This window comes from Paraburkholderia sp. 2C (assembly GCF_054589215.1).
Window position 1 is genome coordinate 26,147 of record NZ_BAAILL010000042.1, and the last position, 16,356, is coordinate 42,502.

General features: G+C 64.9%; 11 protein-coding genes. 7 read left to right on the top strand and 4 right to left on the bottom strand.

The features are described 5' to 3' along the window. The first annotated feature begins 72 nt into the window (after positions 1–72). From ACYPXD_RS20155 to ACYPXD_RS20175, 5 genes are all read left to right on the top strand, one after another. Positions 73–879, top strand: a complete 807-nt coding sequence (locus tag ACYPXD_RS20155) for an alpha/beta hydrolase (protein WP_459715023.1) — start codon at positions 73–75, stop codon at positions 877–879. A 99-nt stretch (positions 880–978) separates the two neighbouring features. Beyond that, on the top strand, positions 979–3,540 hold the full coding sequence (locus tag ACYPXD_RS20160) for an adenosylcobalamin-dependent ribonucleoside-diphosphate reductase (RefSeq protein ID WP_459715026.1): 2,562 nt from the start codon (positions 979–981) through the stop codon (positions 3,538–3,540). 190 nt (positions 3,541–3,730) lie between these two features. Beyond that, the gene (locus tag ACYPXD_RS20165; RefSeq protein ID WP_459715028.1) at positions 3,731–5,347 is read left to right on the top strand and encodes an EAL domain-containing protein; all 1,617 of its coding nucleotides are present in this window, start codon (positions 3,731–3,733) and stop codon (positions 5,345–5,347) included. Positions 5,348–5,590: 243 nt separating this feature from the next. After that, a complete protein-coding gene (locus tag ACYPXD_RS20170; protein WP_459715030.1) occupies positions 5,591–6,649 on the top strand; it encodes an aldo/keto reductase in 1,059 nt (352 codons plus the stop codon). Positions 6,650–6,790: 141 nt separating this feature from the next. Then, positions 6,791–7,726 (top strand): exodeoxyribonuclease III, encoded by a 936-nt coding sequence (locus ACYPXD_RS20175; protein WP_459715033.1) that lies wholly within the window; start codon positions 6,791–6,793, stop codon positions 7,724–7,726. Positions 7,727–7,867: 141 nt separating this feature from the next. Here ACYPXD_RS20175 and ACYPXD_RS20180 read toward each other — a convergent pair whose 3' ends face one another. Further along, a complete protein-coding gene (locus ACYPXD_RS20180) occupies positions 7,868–8,227 on the bottom strand; it encodes a DUF4148 domain-containing protein (RefSeq protein WP_459715036.1) in 360 nt (119 codons plus the stop codon). A 357-nt stretch (positions 8,228–8,584) separates the two neighbouring features. Between ACYPXD_RS20180 and ACYPXD_RS20185 the strand changes: the two genes are divergently transcribed. Next, complete coding sequence (locus ACYPXD_RS20185; protein WP_459715039.1) at positions 8,585–9,163, top strand: DUF4337 domain-containing protein; 579 nt, start codon at positions 8,585–8,587, stop codon at positions 9,161–9,163. 99 nt (positions 9,164–9,262) lie between these two features. Here ACYPXD_RS20185 and treF read toward each other — a convergent pair whose 3' ends face one another. Further along, entirely contained in the window at positions 9,263–11,086 is a 1,824-nt protein-coding gene (gene treF, locus ACYPXD_RS20190) for an alpha,alpha-trehalase TreF (protein WP_459715041.1), read from the bottom strand. 348 nt (positions 11,087–11,434) lie between these two features. Between treF and ACYPXD_RS20195 the strand changes: the two genes are divergently transcribed. After that, positions 11,435–12,556 (top strand): Rieske 2Fe-2S domain-containing protein, encoded by a 1,122-nt coding sequence (locus ACYPXD_RS20195; protein WP_459715043.1) that lies wholly within the window; start codon positions 11,435–11,437, stop codon positions 12,554–12,556. 108 nt (positions 12,557–12,664) lie between these two features. On the opposite strand, the gene ACYPXD_RS20200 is transcribed toward ACYPXD_RS20195, so the two are convergent. Beyond that, positions 12,665–14,713, bottom strand: coding sequence for a M3 family metallopeptidase (locus ACYPXD_RS20200; RefSeq protein WP_459715046.1), 2,049 nt, complete (start codon positions 14,711–14,713; stop codon positions 12,665–12,667). Between the two features lie 45 nt (positions 14,714–14,758). After that, on the bottom strand, positions 14,759–16,327 hold the full coding sequence (locus ACYPXD_RS20205) for a serine hydrolase (RefSeq protein ID WP_459715048.1): 1,569 nt from the start codon (positions 16,325–16,327) through the stop codon (positions 14,759–14,761). Between the last annotated feature and the right edge of the window lie 29 nt (positions 16,328–16,356).

Below are 16,356 nucleotides of genomic sequence, written 5' to 3' on the forward strand. Positions count from 1 at the left end.
GTGCGCTCGCGCGTGGCCTTCGCGTCACGACCCGCGTCATCCCCCATTACCCCCAAGGAAACGGATCCACTCATGAAACTCTCCCCCCTCGCAACCCCGGTTCTCGCACTTTCGGCGATCCTTGCGGCGAGCCTCTTCGCCCCGGCGGCCGCTCTCGCACAAGACACGCAACCGGCCGCCACGCCCGTCAAGAACATCGTGCTTGTGCATGGCGCATGGGTCGACGGCTCGGGATGGAAGCCGGTCTACGACATCCTCACGAAAGACGGCTACCACGTGTCGCTGGTGCAGGAACCGCTGACCTCGCTCGCGGACGATGTGGCCGCAACGAAGCGCGTGCTCGATCTGCAGAACGGGCCGACGATTCTCGTCGGACACAGCTATGGCGGTTCGATCATTACCGAAGCCGGCGTGCATCCGAACGTGGTCGGCCTCGTGTATGTGGCCGCGCATGCGCCCGCCGTCGGCGAGGACGAAGGCGCGCTCGGCAAAGGCAAGCCGAGCTTCACCGCGCAGCAGCCCGGCGCGATCGAAAAGACGCCCGATGGCTACACCTACCTGAACCCCGCGGACTTCCCGAAAGACTTCGCAGCCGATCTGCCCATCGCGCAGGCCAGATTCGAAGCGCATTCGCAGATGCTGACGGCCGCACAGGTGTTCACGACGCCGCTGACCGCGGCTGCGTGGACGACGAAACCGAGCTGGGGTATCGTCGCCGGCGACGACAAGATCATCAACCCCGATCTCGAGCGCTGGTATTACGCGCGTGCGCATAGCCACACGACGGTAATTCCCGGCGCGAGCCATTCGGTCTACGAGTCGCGGCCGCAACCGGTGGCGGCCGTGATCGAGGAGGCGGCGAAGCACGCCCAGCAGTAGGGTCCGCATTGCCGTACATTGCAGTCCCTCGGCGTCTGCGTTAAGGTGGCTCTGATCGTGCCGTTGCGCACCGTGCGCAGCGGCGCCTGGAGACTGCCCATGGCCGACACCGACCACGAAATCCGCCCGCTCGACCACGCCATCGCGCCCCAACAGTTTTCGCTCGACGTCCTGCTCGAAAAGTACGCCAAAGGCGACGAGCGCAGCGCGGACGATGTCTATCGCCGCGTCGCGCGCGGCGTGGCAATGGCCGAACCCGAAGCGTTGCGCGCGCAGGTCGAAGCGCGTTTCGTCGACAACCTGCGGCACGGCGCGCTCGGCGCGGGCCGCATCATGAGCGCGGCGGGCGCGGGCATCGCGGCCACGCTGATCAACTGCTTCGTGCAACCGGTCGGCGACAGCATCCAGGGCGTCGACGAGGAAGGCCTGCCCGGCATCTACGTCGCATTGCTGCAGGCGGCCGAAACGATGCGGCGCGGCGGCGGCGTCGGCTACAACTTCTCGGCGATTCGTCCACGCGGCGCACGCGTGCATACGACGAGTTCGTCCGCGTCGGGCCCCTGCAGCTATATCGACGTATTCGACGCATCGTGCCGCACGGTCGAAAGCGCCGGCTCGCGGCGCGGCGCGCAGATGGCCGTGCTCGACTGTTCGCATCCGGACCTGCTCGAATTCATCGAAGCCAAGCATTCGAAGGGACGCTGGAACAACTTCAACGTGTCGGTGGCCGTCACCGACGCGTTTATGCAAGCCGTCGAAAGCGATCTGCCGTGGCAGCTCGTGCATCGCGCCGAACCGTCGCCATCATTGCGCGCGTCGGGCGATATGCGCCAGCGCGCCGACGGTCTCTGGGTTTATAGCGAGCGCCGCGCGCGCGACATCTGGGACAGGATCATGCGCTCGACCTACGATGTCGCCGAGCCCGGCATCGTATTCATCTCGCGCATGAACGACGACAACAATCTGCGCGCCATCGAATCGATCCGCGCGACGAACCCGTGCGGCGAACAGCCGCTGCCGCCATACGGCTGCTGCAATCTCGGGCCGCTCAATCTCACGCGCTTCGTCGTCGACCCGTTCGCGCAGATGCAGGGCCGCACACCGTCGTTCGACTGGGACGCGCTCGCCGAACGCACGCGCACGCAGGTGCGTTTTCTCGACGATGTGCTCGACGTCACGTTGTGGCCGCTCGAGGAACAATACGCCGAGTCGCGCGCGAAGCGCCGCATCGGCGTCGGTTTCACGGGTCTCGGCGATACGCTCGTGATGCTCGGCCTGCGCTATCACGCGGCGGAAGGCCGCGAGTTCGCCGCGAAAGCCGCGCGCCTGATGCGCGACGAAGCGTATCGCGCGTCCGTCGAACTCGCGCGCGAACGCGGCGCGTTCCCGCTCTTCAATGCCGCGCAATATCTCGAAGAAGGGACATTCGCATCGCGCCTGCCCGACGACGTGAAGGACGCGATCCGCAAACACGGCATTCGCAACAGCCATCTGCTGTCGATCGCGCCGACCGGCACTGTGAGCCTCGCGTTCGCGGACAACGCATCGAACGGCATCGAACCCGCGTTTTCGTGGACCTATACGCGAATGAAAGTCATGGCCGACGGCAGCCGCGCCTCGTTCGCCGTGGAAGACCACGCATACCGTCTCTATCGCGAACTCGGCGGCGACGTCGAGCGCCTGCCCGACTACTTCGTCAGCGCGCTCGAGATGTCCGCGCGCGATCACCTCGACATGATGGCCGCGGTGCAGCCGTATATCGACACGTCGATTTCCAAAACCGTCAACGTGCCGGCCGATTACCCGTTCGAAGCGTTCGAGAGCCTCTATTTCGATGCATGGAAAGGCGGCCTCAAGGGTCTCGCGACCTATCGCCCGAACGAGACGCTCGGCGCCGTGCTGTCCGTCGATACGCCGCAGCCTGCCGACGCGAGCGCCGACACCGACCTCGACCCGCTGCGGATCGCGATCGATCATCGGCCCAAGGGCGAGATGCCCGCCATCATCGAGAAGGTCGAATATCTGACGCAGGCGGGCAAGAAATCGCTGTACCTCGCCGTGTCGTTCATGGAAGTGACCGGACGCATCGGCGGCGCCGACGTGACGATCGAGCGGCCGATCGAATTCTTTATCCCGGCCGGACAACGCGACGAATCGCAGCAATGGATCACCGCCACCATGCGATCGCTGTCGCTCGCCGCGCGCGGCGGTTTCGTCGCGCGCAATCTGCAGGATCTGCGTAAGGTTTCGTGGGACCGCGGCCAGGTGCGCCTCGGCGACGTGCAGCGGCTCGACGGCACGCGCTCGCCACGCTGGCACGATTCGGAAGTCGCGGCGCTCGCCTACGCGTTGCAACAGATACTGCACCGGCGCGGCTTTCTCGACGCCGAAGGCAATCAGGTGCCGTCGCGGCTCCTCGCACGGCTGCCGCACACGCACGCGCTGCCTTTGCCGATCTCGGCGAATCTGAACGCGCAACAACAGCAGCAACAAGCGGCCGCGGCAGACGAAGCCCTGCAAGACGAGCCCGCCCTGCCCGCCTTGCACGTCCTGGGTTCGATGCACGGACGCAAATGTGGCATCTGCGGCGCGAACGCGGTGATCCGCAAGGACGGTTGCGACTTTTGCACCGCGTGCGGCGAAATCGGTGCATGCGGGTAATTGCTGACTCAACCCGGCGCTAACCAGCGCCGTTTCTAAGGGCGTCCCCCAAACGCAACGCCCGATGTTGCCGAACGTGCACATCGCGGCGTTGCCGTCAGCTTGCGCGGGTACAATACCGCGTCGTCTCCACTCAACGGACAGCATCCCGCCGCCGCCGCCGCGGGCCAAGCCTAGTCGTCAAGCGTCCATGTACGATCCGTCGAACTCCGCTGAGGGAAAATTCTCCGAGCTGCACGACGAGGCAAGCGTCAAGCGCAACCTCGCGCCGCGCCTCACGCTCGCCATTGCCGCGCTGTGCTGCCTCGGCGTCACAGTGGGCGCCGTGCTTTGGGGCGAGCACTATGCGGACCACGAAGTCTCAGCGCGCGAAAGCCTGATCGGCCACGATATGGTCGAATCGCTCGACCGCATGCTGACAAGCGTGCGCACCGGGCGCCGCGACGCCTTGCTCGAGCTGGTCGGCCAACGCTGCGCGAAAATCTCGCTGCAACTGTCCGAGCTCGAAACCTACGTCCAGTATGTGCGTTCAATCAACCTTGTCGATAACGACAGGCTTTACTGCTCGTCGTCGATCGGCCCGTTGAGCGTGCCGCTCTCTTCGTATGTGCCGCGCGGCACGCCCGACGCACATGGCGTGATCGTCAATCTTCTCGCCGGCACGCCCTTCCAGCCCGGCACGCCCGTTATTTCGATGTACGAACCCACGGGCGATGGCGAGGGCGTGCAGTATACGGTCGAAGGCGCCTATGTGGCCGATGCGCTCGCCCACGGCGTGCGCTACGGCGCGCAACAGGTGTTTCTGTCGATGCCCGGCTCGGGCGTGCTCAACGACAAAGGCGAATTCGTCCCGGCCATCAAAACACCGAGCGCAATCGGCACGCGCGTCTATTCGACGCAATGGCCGTTCTCGATCGCGGTGCTCGCCTCGGCGGCGCTCGCAACCGATATGCACTGGCGATACGGGCTGCTGTTCGGCGCGCTCGCGATTCTCTTCGACCTGCTGATCGCGGCCATCGCCCTGCTCGCGCTGGCGCCGCAACGCCAGTTGCTCGCCGCCGTAAGGCGCGGGCTGCGGCTCGGTCAACTGCATGTGGTTTACCAGCCGGTCGTCGAAATCGAGACGCGGCGTATCGTCGGCGTCGAAGCGCTGATTCGCTGGACGCATCCGCGCTGGGGCGCGGTCAGCCCGTCGGTATTTATGGCGCAGGTCGAACGCAGCCCGTTGCTTGCCCAGATCACGCGATTCGCGCTGCGCACCGCGGCCGCCGATATCGCGCAGAAAACCGACATCCGGCCGTTGCGCATCGCGGTGAACGTCGCGCCGATGGATCTGCAACGCAAGGACTTCGTGACCGATGTTCTCGCCATCAACGATGCGCTGCCGCCGGGCGTCACGCTGATCCTCGAACTGACCGAGCGCTTCCTGCTTGCGAGACAGCCGCGCACGCAGGCTATTTTCAACGTATTGAAGGCGCGCGGCGTGCTGTTCGCCATCGACGACTTCGGCACGCAGCACAGCAATCTCGATCTGCTCGGCCGCTTCCCTTTCGACTACGTGAAGATCGACGGCCAGTTCGTGCGGCAGATCGACAAGGGCGGAGCCGCGCTGATCAAGGCCATTGCCGCGGTCGCCAAGCACTTCGGCATGGAAGTCGTCGCGGAAGGCGTCGAGACCGAAGCGCAGCACGCGGCGCTGCGCGAGCTCGGCGTGCCGTTCGGTCAGGGCTTTCTCTATCAACGTCCGGTAAGCGCGGGCGAGCTTTCCGTCGAACCCGAGCCGGGGCTGGCCGCCACCGGCCATTGACGCGGCCTCCACCCGATCCGCTTCGAATCGCTTTCATGACGGGAACATATGATCCCGCACTCGCCGTACTGGCAAGATAAAAATCACAGCGGTTTCGCCTATAGTGACTGCGAGACCCGAAGCCTGTCACCACCATAACAACGCATTACAGAATGCTTCAGCCCCGAAAGAATTGAAGCAGGCGTCGCAGCACGCATCACAGAACTGTCACATCACTCATCTGAACACGGAGACTGTCAGATCATGGAATATCGTCAGCTTGGCCGCTCGGGCCTCATGGTGTCGACCATTACGCTCGGCACGATGACTATGGGCGGCAAAGGCAAATTCGCGCACGTCGGTAACGTCGGCCTCGACGAAGCGCGCCGGCAAATCGACATGTGCCTCGATGCAGGCGTCAATCTGATCGATACCGCCGATGTCTATTCCGACGGCGCGTCCGAGGAAATCGTCGGCGCCGCGCTCGGCGGCAAACGCAAGAACGGTGTGCTGATCGCGTCGAAGGCGCGCTTTGCGATGGGCGACGGCCCGAACGATCGCGGGCTGTCGCGCTATCACCTCGTGCGCGCGTGCGAAGCGAGCCTGAAGCGCCTGAACACGGACGTCATCGATCTTTACCAGGTGCACGAGTGGGATGGCATCACGCCGCTCGAAGAAACGCTCGAAGCGCTCGATCTGCTCGTGCGGCAAGGCAAGATCCGCTATGTGGGATGCTCGAACTATTCGGGCTGGCACCTCATGAAAGCGCTGCACATCAGTGAGCGCGACCGCTTGCCGCGCTTTATCAGCCAGCAGATCCACTACACGCTCGAAGCGCGCGAAGCCGAATACGAACTCGCGCCGATCGCGCAGGATCAGGGGCTTGGCATCCTCGTCTGGAGTCCGCTCGCGGGCGGGCTGCTGTCGGGCAAGCATCGCCGCGATACGACGCCCGAGGGCACGCGCCAGCTCGCAGGCTGGACCGAGCCGCCGATCCGCGACGCGGAGCGGCTGTGGAATATCGTCGATGTGCTCGTCGACGTTGCGGCCGAACACGATGTGTCCGGCGCACGGGTCGCGCTCGCGTGGCTGCTGGGGCGGCCGGCGGTCTCGTCGGTGGTCATCGGCGGGCGCAACGACAATCAGTTGCGCGACAACCTCGCCGCGGCGGACCTCAAGCTCACGCCCGAACAGCGCGCGCGTCTGGACGAAGTGAGCTTGCCGCCGCTCCTCTATCCGTACTGGCATCAGTCGTGGACCGCAAGCGAGCGCCTCGGCCCGGCCGATTTGTCGCTGATCGGCCCGCATCTGAAGAAGGCTTAGGGAACGCGAGCCACGCATCAGCCGGCCATGCGGGCGGTATCGGCCGGCCTGCATGAATCTCGCACGGGCCCGCATCGCGATTGACGATGCGGGCCCGTCCAGCGCATCGTACAGGTATGGCATTTGCGACGTTGCGCTCTCATGAAGCTCGCCACCTTCAATATCAACGGCATTCGCTCGCGGCTGCCGTCGCTCGTCAAATGGCTCGAGAAAGCGCAGCCCGATATTGCCTGCCTGCAGGAGCTGAAAGCCCCCGATAGCGCGTTTCCGGAAGCCGAGCTGCGCGATGCGGGCTATGGCGCGATCTGGCATGGCCAGACATCGTGGAACGGTGTCGCGATACTCGCAAAAGGTGCGAAGCCAACCGAAACGCGGCGCGGCCTGCCCGGCGGCGACGCCGATACGCACAGCCGCTATATCGAAGCGGCCGTCAACGGTTTGCTGGTCGGCTGCCTGTATCTGCCGAACGGCAACCCGCAGCCTGGGCCGAAGTTCGACTACAAGCTCGAATGGTTCGAACGCCTGATCGCTTACGCGCAGACGCTCTTCGATAGCGGCCATCCGGTCGTGCTGGCCGGCGACTATAACGTCGTGCCGACCGACTTCGATATCTACAACCCGCGCTCGTGGTTGAAAGACGCGCTATTGCAGCCCGAAAGCCGCGAATGCTACGCGCGGCTTCTCGAACAGGGTTGGACCGATGCGCTGCGCAAGCGCTACCCGGACGACAAGGTCTTCACGTTCTGGGATTATTTCCGGCGGCACTGGGAAACCAATTCGGGCCTGCGCATCGATCATCTGTTGCTGAGCGCGTCGCTGGCGCCGGCACTGCGCGATGCGGGCGTCGACAAGTGGGTGCGAGGCGAACCGCATGCGAGCGACCATGCGCCGACATGGGTCGAACTGAAACTCGACAAGCGCAAAACCGACGCCGATGCGGCGAAAACCGCGGCAAAGACAGCGGCAAAGACAGCGGCAGCCGGATCGATGCAGTCGCCGCCGCCCACCAGGACGTCGAAGGCGGCTGCAAAGACGGCGAAGTTGCCTGCAACAAAGCGCCGCAAGACTGCCGGGTAAGCACCCGACGCGAACTGCGCGAAGCGGTCAGGCGCGCGGTCGGCTCACCATGGTCACGATGCAAGAAAAGACCGCAAGGCGAGCGCCCAAGCGGTCTTTTTCTTCAACCTGCGCGTGCATCCAAAGCAAGCTTTGCGGAGCTTAAGGATGGTTGCTCGAGGTCGTCGCCTTCAACCAGTCGTTGCCGCCTGCGTCCGCCTGGGGCACCTGACCAGGCACCTGAGCGTGACCCGACTGCGACGTGCCGTTCGTGGCGGGACCATAACCGGTCGCTTGCGACGCGCCGTTTTGCGCGACCACTTGCGACTCGGCAGCCGCGAGTCCGTCCGGGTAATGCGCATCGCCGGTATTCCACAGCGTCGCGCCCCGTTCTGCCTTCTGCACCTGTGCGAGTTCCGCGCGCACCTGAGCACGCGTGACCGGCCCGTTCGACTGAGCGAACGACACCACCGGGGTAGCAAGCACCGCGGCAACCGCGATTGCGCTGATGAACGATTTCATGAAACACCTCCCAAAGCCGTTGACGAAGCCACGACATCTTGTCTGTGACTGTTGGGTACCAGTCTAGCGGCCGGAATCCCTAGGGAAAACCCTTATTACGAGAAAGGACCTTTGCGTTTTTCGAATGCAATTGTTTCGACGATTCGAACGTTTACGGCTGGTTCTCGATGCCTGCAGGGTCCCCGGCCACGCCGCGCGCCTGTTTCGATAGATACGAAAATTCTTTCCACGGGTGGCGAACAGGCACGCGTCCGGCCTCACGTCCGAGCCGCCTGATCGTTACCGGTCGCGAGCGCGCGCATGCGTCCACGCCAGGCCCATGCGTTATGCTGGCGCCTTTTGCGCGAGACCCGAACGATGTCCGACGAATACGAAGTCCATGGCCCGCATGACCATGCGGTCGAACACGCGGGCGGCCACGCCGCCGGTCCCAGCGCGTCGCGCATCGCGGTCATGACGGCAATCCTCGCGAGCGTCGGCGCGATCGCGTCGTACCAGAGCGGCGCGAATGAGAACCTCGCGCTCTTCTACAAGAACGAAGCGGCCATCCGCAAGACCGAAGCCTCGGACCAATGGGGGTACTACCAGGCCAAGGGCGAAAAGCAGAATCTCGCCGAACTCGGCGCCGCGCTGAGCGATCCTTCGTCGGCCGCGCACGCGAAATTCGTGGTCGACGAAAAGCGCTATGCGGCGGACAAGGAGCCGATTCGCGCGAAAGCCGAATCGCTCGAAGCCGAAGCGAAGCAGGACAACGATACGAGCGAGTCGCTGCAGCATCAGCATCATCGCTGGGCGCAAGCGACGACGCTGATCCAGATTTCGATCGCGCTGGCCGCGATCACGCTGCTGACAAAAAAGAAGTGGCTGCAGACCGTGACCGGCGCCGTCGCGTTGATTGGCCTCGGTTTTTTTGTCGCCGCATGGCTCGCGGTGTAAAGCGCCCCCTCGCGGTGTAAAGCGCCCCCCCTACGCCGCATGTAACGCCGCTTCACTGATCGGCACGCGCCGTTCTATTCGCGCGCCCTCATGCGCGCGCTATGGTTGCGGCGTTTCCTGCAAGCGATGCGTCGTTTGCGGCGCCGCCGCGGCCGACGCCGCCGCTTCCGATACGCCACGCGGCCCTTCCGGCACGTCGACGGGCCGCGTCGATCCCGCCGCGGCCGGAACCATCGCCATCAGCGTGCGCAGCACGCCGTTGGTCCAGCCGAAGCCGTCCTGCAGCGGATATTCACCGCCGCCCGCCGCGGTCGACCCGGCCTTCGCGTCGACATCGTATTTTTCGACGAGCTTGCCGGTGCGCTGGTAGTACGCGACGTTCGTCTGAATCCAGCGCGTCGCAATCTGGCCGGCCAGTGCGGACTGGCCATAGCGGCGCAAGCCGGCCACCGCGAGATATTGCAGCGGCGCCCAGCCGTTCGGCTCGTCCCATTGCTGGCCCGTTTGCGCGGTGGTTGTCGCGAGGCCGCCGGCGCGCAGCAGCTGCGCGCGCACCGTCGCCGCGACCGCGCTGGCCTGCGCCTTGTCCGCAATGCCGAAGTAAAGCGGATAAACGGTCGCTGCGCTGAGGCGGTGCGTGAGCCGCTGGGCGGCGAAGTCGTAATCGCCGAACGCATGCAGTTGCGGGTCCCACAACACGCGACGAATCGCCGCCGCGCGCGCGGACGCGCGCTTTTCGAAGCGCTCCGCTTGCGCTGCATCGCCCTTTAACCGATACGCGTGCGCAATCGTGCGTTCGAGATCGGTCAGCAGGCTGTTCAGATCGACGGGAACGAGGGACGTCACTTCGACCGTGCCGAGCGTCTTGCCGTCGGCGAACCAGCGCGAGCTGAAATCCCAGCCCGTTTCGCCGCCCGCGCGCAGATTGCGCCACAGGTCGGCCGCATCGCGCTGCGGCGTCTGCTGTGCCGTGACGACATCTTCGCGGTACGACTCGTCGCGCGGCGTATCGCGCGCGTCCCAATAGCGATTGAGCAAGGTGCCGTCGCGCAGCTTCACGAGATGCCGGTATGCGCCGCCGCGCGCCACATGATCCTCTCCGTCCATCCAGTAACGGTATTCGGCAAGCAGTTCGGGCAGGTAACGCGGATAGACGGCATCGCCTTCGCGCTCGGCCGTGAGCCGCACCATCTGTGCGAAAAACGGCGGTTGCGAGCGGCTCAGATAGTACGTGCGATTGCCGTTCGGGATGTGCCCGTATCGATCGATCAGCGTCGAGAAATTATTGAGTTCGTCGCCGAGCAGATCGGTACGGCCGCTTTGCCCGAGTCCGAGCATGATGAAAAACGAGTCCCAATAGTAGATCTCGTCGAAGCGGTCGCCGGGCACGATATACGGATACGGCAGCGGCAACAACGACGACCACGGGCTCGCGCTTTGATCCGGAGCGCGCCGCAGCACATTCCACAGCGTGTCGATATGTGCGGTGACGCTCTGGTTCGGATCGGACACGTAGCGCTTCGTTTCGCGTGCCGGCAACGTGAAGTGCGCATCGACGAACGGCTTGAGCTCGAAGCCCGGCTGCGATTTGCGCTGCGTGTAGTCGGCCACGATATGCGACGGCGTGTCGTTCGGGATCATGTCCGCGAACGTCTTGCTGTCGGGAAACAGATGCGCGAGTTCGACATCGCGATAGAGCGCGCCATAGAGTTCGGACGGCGGGACAGGCACGACCGGCGACGGCGTGGTTTTGCCTGCCGTGCCGGCAGCGGCCGAACCGGCCGCGTGGGTGTTTTCCTGAAGCTGAGGCTGAGGCGCCGCATTTTCCGTGGCGGCGAGCGCGCTGCCGCCAGCCAGTAGAAACGCTGAACAGTACAGGGAAGCGGCGGCAGTCCGCGCGCGGCGAGACAGGACTTGCGGCATCGATCGGGATCCTCGCGATGGTGATCGGGGTTGGGGTGTCGTCGGCTTGTTTCGATTCCTGCTGACGAAAGACGCACGGCAGCAAACAATGTTCCCCGGATAGCACGCGAATTCCGCCCATGCCATTTGCTGCCTGCCCATTTGCTGCCTGCGAAGCCGCATCGCGATGATCGCGACACGAAGAGCGAGATATCGATGGTGCCGCAAGCGGCGCGCGCCGCAGTTTTCATGCCGGGAACCTTCGCGCAGCGCCCAACACGCCGCCAGCTCTACCGCGCAGCCGGTTCGTTGCACGCCCCGCCGACATGCGGACATAATTTGCAGACGTCGCACGTCGAGGTGAGCGCCATGCAAGAGCCCGGTTCATCCGAATGCAGCAGCATCGTCCGCCCCGCCAATGAGGCCGCCGCGCGCGATCTCAGGCGCGTGCCGATCCATCCCGATCATTGGTATCCGCTTGCGTGGTCGAGCGAAGTCAAACGCGGCCGCACGCTTGGCGTGCGTTTTGCGGGCGAGCCGATCGTGCTCGTGCGCCCCGCATCGGGCACCCTGTTCGCGCTCGAAGACCGCTGCGCGCACCGGCAGATTCCGCTGCGCGACGGCGTCGTCGACGGCGAAGCGATTCGCTGCTGTTATCACGGCTGGACCTACGACTGCGCGGGCCACTGCGTGAACATTCCGTATCTGGGCCGCGAGCGCCTGCCCAACGGCGTGCGCGCGTATCCATGCCGCGAGCTCGAGGGCCTCGTGTTCGTGTTTCCAGGCAATCCGGCACGCGCCGACTCGACACCGTTGCCCTCGCTCGGCTCGATCGCAAATCATGCGTACAAGACGCGCCGTTATGCGCGCGACGTCGCCTGCCACTACTCGTTCATGCACGAGAACCTGATGGATATGAACCATCAGTTTCTGCATCGCCGCGTGATGGGACAGATGAGCGCGCGTTCGCTCGGACGCCGCCACGGCGAGACCTGGGTCGAGGTCGACTACACGCTCGAGCGCGAAGGCGGCAGCCGGCCGCTCGGCGAGGCCGTCGTGCTCGGACAGAGCGCGCCAGGCAAGCCGACCGACAACGACGTGATGACGGTGCGCACCGACTATCCGTACCAGACGCTGCAGATCCGCAATCCGAAGTCGGCCTTGATGCTCGACTTATGGGCGGTGTACGTGCCGCTCGATCGCGACCAACGCACCACGCGCGCGTTCGGCCTCGTGTCGATCAAACGGCCGCGCATGCGCGTGCTGCTCGATGTTGCCTGGCCGGTTCTGATCTGGTTCACCGAGCGCATCTTCAAGGAAGACCGCTGGGCCGTCGAACGCGAACAGCAGGCCCATGACGAACAGGGTGCCGACTGGAATCACGAGGTTTTTCCGGTTATCAACGAACTGCGCGATCTGCTGCGACGCTGCGGCGCGCAAGCGTCGAGGCGCGTGATTCCGATTGAAACGCCCGCGGCGCCGGCCGATTGACGGCGCCGTGTGCGCCGCAGGCCCCATGCGCGCCGGGGCCAGGCGCCCCCGGCCAGGCGCCCCCGGCCAGGCGCCCCCGGCTAGGCGCCCCCGGCTGTCACCACTTCATCACGCAGCCAGCAACCCGCGCTTGCGCAACATCGGCTCCGCCTGCGGCTCGTGCCCGCGAAATGCGCGAAACGCCGCGCGCTCATCGCGGCTGTCGCCCGCGCTGTACACGTAGCGTTTGAGCTTGTCCGCGAGCACCGGATCGAACGCATCGCCCGCTTCCTCGAACGCGTCGAACGCTTCCGCCTCGAGCACTTCGGCCCACATATACACGTAGTAGCCCGCCGCATAGTACGCACCGCTGAAGATATGCGAAAAATGCGGCAGCCGATGACGCATGCCCACTTCGCGCGGCACGCCCAGACGCGCGCGCTCGTCTTCCTCGAAGCGCGCGATATCGATATTCTCCGCATCTTTGCGCCGATGCAGCGCCATATCGATCAGCGCCGACGACGCGTACGACACCGTTTCGAAGCCCTGATTGAAGGTCTGCGACGCGCGGATGCGCTCGATCAGCGCCGCCGGGATCGGCTCGCCCGTTGCCACATGACGCGCATGTTTCTCGAGCACCTCGCGCACCGTCGCCCAGTTCTCCATCAGTTGCGACGGCAATTCCACGTAATCCTGCGGCACGCTCGTACCCGACAAACGGCCATACGTCACATCGGACAGCAGACCATGCATGGCGTGGCCGAATTCATGAAACAGCGTGCGCACGTCGTCGAAGCTCAGCAGGGTCGGTCCATCGCCATTGCGCGCAAAGTTGTTGTTGTTCACGACGATCGGCTGAACGTCGTCGCCATGACGGCCATTGCGCATCTGCCGGCGATAGATATGCATCCACGCGCCACCCTGCTTGTTCGGCCGCGCGTAGTTGTCGCCGAGAAACACGCCCATGCGCTCGCCGCCGCGCCGAACCTCCCACAGACGCACGTCCCGGTGATACAGCGCAATACCCGTCTGTTCGACGAACTGCACACCGAACAGTCGCCCCGCGCAATCGAACATCGCATTGAGCATCGCCTCGAGGCTGAAATACGGCTTGATTTCCGCATCGTCGAGTGCGTACCGGGAAGCGCGTACTTTTTCCGCGAGGTAGTACCAGTCCCACGGCTCGATATCGGTCGGCTCGCCGAGCGCGGCGGCCTGTTCGATCAGGGCCGCGCGTTCGCGTGCGGCGCTCGCCCTGGCGGGCTCCCACACCTGGCTGAACAGCTGATCGACGGCGCCCGCGTTGCCGGCCATCCGGTCCGAGAGCGCGTAGTCGGCAAAGCATTCGTAACCGAGCAGGCGCGCCTGCTCCGCGCGCAACGCGAGAATCTGCCGGGCCAGCGGACGGTTGTCGCGCCCCGGCGTTTCGCCGCGCGTCGTCCAGGCGCGCCATGCGGTTTCGCGCAAGTCGCGGCGCGTCGAAAACGTCAGGAACGGCTGCACGAGCGAACGCGCGAGCGTAATCACGTGGCCGTCCGCGCCGCGCTCGCGTGCCGCCCCGCGCGCGGCCGCGCGCAGGAAATCGGGCAACCCGGCGAGCTCCGCTTCGCCCGCGAGCGGCAGCTGATACGACGATTCATCCGCGAGCACATTCTGCGAAAACTGCGTTTGCAGATCGGCAAGCTGCACCGCAATCGCCGCAAACCGTTCGCGCGCCGTGCCTTCCAGCGCCGCGCCCGTGCGGATGAAATCGGTGTGGACGCGCTGCAGCAGCCGCTGCTGCTCTTCGCTCAGGCTCAACGACTGCGCCTGCCGGTACACTGCATCGAGCCTCGCGAAAAAAGCCGCATGCATCGCCACCTTGGTGTCGTGCGCGGCAAGACGCGGCGCCATCTCGCGCTCCACCGCCTGCAGTTCCGGCGGCGATTCCGACGCGCACAGATTGTCGAATGCAAGGCGTACGCGGTCGAGCTTCGCGCCGGCGGCATCGAATGCGGCGACCGTATTGTCGAAGGTAGGCGCCTCGGCGTTGGTTGCGATCGCATCGATTTCGCTCAGATGCCGATCGAACAGCACGGCAAACGCCGGTGCAAAGTGTTCACTGCGAATCTGCCCGAACGGCGGCAGCTGATAAGGTGTTTGCCACGGCTGCAGCAGCGGGTTGTCTTGCGCGGTCATATCGGATTGCCTCCTGGCTCGGCATGACGCCATGATAAGACAACCCTAGCGAATGAACGTACCCTGTTCATTCTCGTTGTAATACTCGAGCGTGACGCGATCGCTCAGGAAGCTCGCTTTCGAAATGGTGCCCGGCGCCGCGTTCTCGTTATACAAGGTGAACGTAAACACATCGCCGTCCCAATGCGTGAGCGGCAGCACCGTCGGCACCGGCCCGATCGCAAGCGACAGCGTCCCGTTCTGTTCGCTCACCTTTAGCGGCCCGAAATAGTCGTTGCGCCAGCTGCCCGTGTACGTCGACAGTACGCGCGGCGGCAGCGGCGATGCGGGCCGCGCGGCACCGACCAGCGAGCCTTCCGGTTTCATCATCGGCGCCAGCGCGTTTCCATAGAGCGTCGCCCAGTCCCGCCTGATGGCGCCGAACTGCACGAGATCGAAGAATTGCGCGGTGATCGTCTCCGGCACGCCCATCGGATAAGCATTGGTCAGCGCGACGATCGCCACGCCGGTGGACGGCACCACGACGAAGTTCGTCGCCGCGCCGACCGCGAACGCGCCCGAATGGCTGTAGCTCGGACGTCCCGCTTCGGTTACGCCCACATTGAAGCCGTAGCCGTAATAACTGGCCGGATGCCCGACGCCCGGCGGCGCGGACTGCACCTGTTGCGACACCGCGGCGTTCAGCGCTGCCGCATCGACGATGCGCCTGCCGTTGAACATGCCCTGCCCGAGCATCATCGCAAGCCACTTCGCCATATCGTTGACCGACGCGCTCGCGCCGCCCGCCGGCGACTGGGCGTCGGGCATGCTACCGGGTCCGACCACCCATCGGTCACCGCGCTTCACATGGCCGGCGGCGCGATTCGCGCGCGCGGCAAAATCGGCATGGCGCGAACTCGTGCTACTCATGCCGAGCGGCTTGTAGATGGCCGCTTCGGAAAGCGTCGCCCAATCGGTATTGGCCGCGGCGGCGACCGAGATCGCCGCCGCGGTCAGGCCAAAATTCGTATAGGCGTACGAGTTGCGAAATCCATGCAGCGGTAGATCGCGCAGCCGTTCCAGGATTTCGGTCTGACGATAACCCATATCTTCGAGGCGATCGCCCGCGTGGTCGGGCAGGCCCGAGCGGTGCGCATAGAGATCGGCGATCGTGACGGCTTCGCTCGCGTCGGCATCGGAAAGGGCGAACCACGGCAGGTGCTTGCGTACGGTGGTGTCCCACGTCACGCTGCCAAGACCGATTTGCCGCGCGACCACACTCGCGCCAAGCGGCTTCGATAGCGAGGCGAGCTGGAACACGGTATCCGCATCGACGGGCTGACCGGAGCCGACTTCGCGCGTGCCGAAGCCCTTTGCGTAGACGGTCCGCGTGCCGCGCACAACCGCGATCGCAAGTCCCGGGACGCCGGTGCGCATCATTTGCGCCGTGGCCAGCTGATCGAGTTGCGCGATCGCGCGGTCTATTTGCGCGGCGGGAATCGTCGGCGGTTTGTGCGTGGGCGCGCACGGCACGCTGTCGTTCGATGCGCCGCGCGCGGTTGATGAAAACGGTGCAAGAAACGCTGCACCCAGCGCTGTGCCAAGCAGTTGCCGCCGCTGTTCGAAGCGTGTCATCGTGGGTCTCCCGGCATCACGCGTGCCGA

Coding starts and splice junctions, on each gene's coding strand:
- ACYPXD_RS20155 (WP_459715023.1), top strand. CDS start 73: ATGAAACTCTCCCCCCTCGCAACCCCGGTTCTCGCACTTTCGGCGATC.
- ACYPXD_RS20160 (WP_459715026.1), top strand. CDS start 979: ATGGCCGACACCGACCACGAAATCCGCCCGCTCGACCACGCCATCGCG.
- ACYPXD_RS20165 (WP_459715028.1), top strand. CDS start 3,731: ATGTACGATCCGTCGAACTCCGCTGAGGGAAAATTCTCCGAGCTGCAC.
- ACYPXD_RS20170 (WP_459715030.1), top strand. CDS start 5,591: ATGGAATATCGTCAGCTTGGCCGCTCGGGCCTCATGGTGTCGACCATT.
- ACYPXD_RS20175 (WP_459715033.1), top strand. CDS start 6,791: ATGAAGCTCGCCACCTTCAATATCAACGGCATTCGCTCGCGGCTGCCG.
- ACYPXD_RS20180 (WP_459715036.1), bottom strand. CDS start 8,227: ATGAAATCGTTCATCAGCGCAATCGCGGTTGCCGCGGTGCTTGCTACC.
- ACYPXD_RS20185 (WP_459715039.1), top strand. CDS start 8,585: ATGTCCGACGAATACGAAGTCCATGGCCCGCATGACCATGCGGTCGAA.
- treF (WP_459715041.1), bottom strand. CDS start 11,086: ATGCCGCAAGTCCTGTCTCGCCGCGCGCGGACTGCCGCCGCTTCCCTG.
- ACYPXD_RS20195 (WP_459715043.1), top strand. CDS start 11,435: ATGCAAGAGCCCGGTTCATCCGAATGCAGCAGCATCGTCCGCCCCGCC.
- ACYPXD_RS20200 (WP_459715046.1), bottom strand. CDS start 14,713: ATGACCGCGCAAGACAACCCGCTGCTGCAGCCGTGGCAAACACCTTAT.
- ACYPXD_RS20205 (WP_459715048.1), bottom strand. CDS start 16,327: ATGACACGCTTCGAACAGCGGCGGCAACTGCTTGGCACAGCGCTGGGT.